Genomic DNA, 1,735 nt, shown 5'->3' with positions numbered 1-1,735 from the left:
CGCCGACTGACTGCAACACCAGCCCCACCAACCACAACACGAGTTACGAGACATCCCTTAGCTCAAAAAAGCCCTCAGCAAGGAGGCTGTCCCCTCCAGGTGTTCGGCCATGGCTTGCCTCGCCGATTCCGGATCGCCCTTGAGGATTGCTGTCGCGATGGCTTCGTGCTGGGTGTTGGAGTGGTCCAGGTTTGGGGGCAGCAGGGGGATCTCGTCCAGCAGGCGGTTCACGCGCATCCGGACGTCGGCCACCGCGGAAGTCAGCGAAGGCGAGCCCGTCACCTCCGCGATCGCCAGGTGGAAACGGGAATCCCGCCGCCGATAATCACCTAAATCGGCTGCTCGGGTTTCCGCCAGCGTCGCCAGTAAATGCTCGCGATCCTGATCCGCGATGCGCGCCGCCGCGAGTTCGGCCGCTCCCGTTTCCAGGACGTGCCGCAGGCCCAGCGTGTCCTCCAGGTCCGGGCGCCGCTCGTCCGGCACCGGCGACGGCAACGTCTCCTGCACGAACGTGCCGCCGTACCGGCCGCGCCGCGACTCCACGTACCCGGCTTCGGACAGGGCGTGAATGGCCTCACGAAGCGTCACCCGGCTGACACCGAGGCGTTCCGCCAGCTCCCGTTCCGGCGGCAGCCGCTCCCCCGCCCCGACCACGCCGAGCCGGATCGACTGCAGCAGCCGTTCCACCGTCTCCTCGAAGGCGTTGCCCGTCCTCACCGGCCGGAACAGTGCCTCGTCCGCGCCCGCCATGTCAGCATTCGATCACGTTGACGGCCAGCCCGCCGCGCGCGGTCTCCTTGTACTTCACCTTCATGTCGGCGCCGGTCTCCCGCATCGTCTTGATCGCCTTGTCCAGCGTGACGACGTGGCTCCCGTCCCCGTGCAACGCCATCCGCGCCGCCTGCACCGCCTTCGAAGCACCGATCGCGTTCCGCTCGATGCACGGGATCTGCACGAGACCGCCCACCGGATCGCACGTCAGCCCCAGGTGGTGCTCGACCCCGATCTCAGCCGCGTTCTCCACCTGCTCCGGACTGCCGCCCAGCACCTCCGCGAGCCCCGCCGCCGCCATCGCGCACGCCGAACCGACCTCACCCTGGCAGCCGACCTCGGCGCCCGAGATCGAACCCGTCGTCTTCAGGATCACGCCGATCGCGCCCGCCGTGAGCAGGAACCGCACCACCCCGGCGTCCGAGGCACCCTGCACGAACCGCCGGTAGTAGTGCAGCACCGCCGGGATGATGCCGGCCGCACCGTTCGTCGGCGCCGTCACCACGCGGCCGCCGGAAGCGTTTTCTTCGTTCACCGCCAACGCGTACAGGCCCACCCAGTCCATTGCGGACAGTGAGTCCTCCGGCTCCGACAACAGTTTGGCGTGCAGGGACTTCGCCCGCCGACGCACCTTCAGGCCGCCCGGCAACACCCCGTCGTGCTCCAGGCCGTTGCGGACGCACTCCCTCATGACGTCCCAGATCCGCAGCAGCCCGGCCTCGATCTCCTCGCGCGACCGCCACGCGAGTTCGTTGCGCAGCATGATCTCGCTGACCGGCACGCCCTCCTCGCGACACAGCGCGAGCAGCTCACCGCCGGTCGTGAACGGGTGCGGCAGGGGGGTGCTGTCCTCGACCACACCCTGCTCACCCCGCACGAAACCGCCACCCACCGAGTAGTAACAACTCGTTTCAAAATGATCGGCGCGTCTGCTGGCCGTAGTTGATCAAGTGTGGGCATGCTG

The 1,735-nt window shown here is 68.2% G+C and carries 1 protein-coding gene and 1 pseudogene; both read right to left on the bottom strand.

Annotated elements, in window-relative coordinates; genetic code table 11:
- Window positions 1-57: 57 nt before the first annotated feature.
- Window positions 58-750, bottom strand: a complete 693-nt coding sequence (locus ABFX51_RS37370) for a FadR/GntR family transcriptional regulator (RefSeq protein ID WP_091504516.1) — start codon at window positions 748-750, stop codon at window positions 58-60.
- A 1-nt stretch (window position 751) separates the two neighbouring features.
- Window positions 752-1,717, bottom strand: a pseudogene (locus tag ABFX51_RS37365) (L-serine ammonia-lyase); the annotation flags it as partial.
- Window positions 1,718-1,735 lie beyond the last annotated feature (18 nt).

Origin of the sequence: Amycolatopsis dongchuanensis, from assembly GCF_039542405.1 — a bacterium.
Lineage (GTDB): Bacteria > Actinomycetota > Actinomycetes > Mycobacteriales > Pseudonocardiaceae > Amycolatopsis_E > Amycolatopsis_E sacchari.
The sequence above is the reverse complement of the archived record's forward strand: the minus strand, read 5'-3'. Positions and strand labels throughout refer to the sequence as shown.

Bases quoted from the DNA above. Each gene is read 5' to 3' on its own strand.
- ABFX51_RS37370 (WP_091504516.1), bottom strand. From the start codon at position 750: ATGGCGGGCGCGGACGAGGCACTGTTCCGGCCGGTGAGGACGGGCAAC.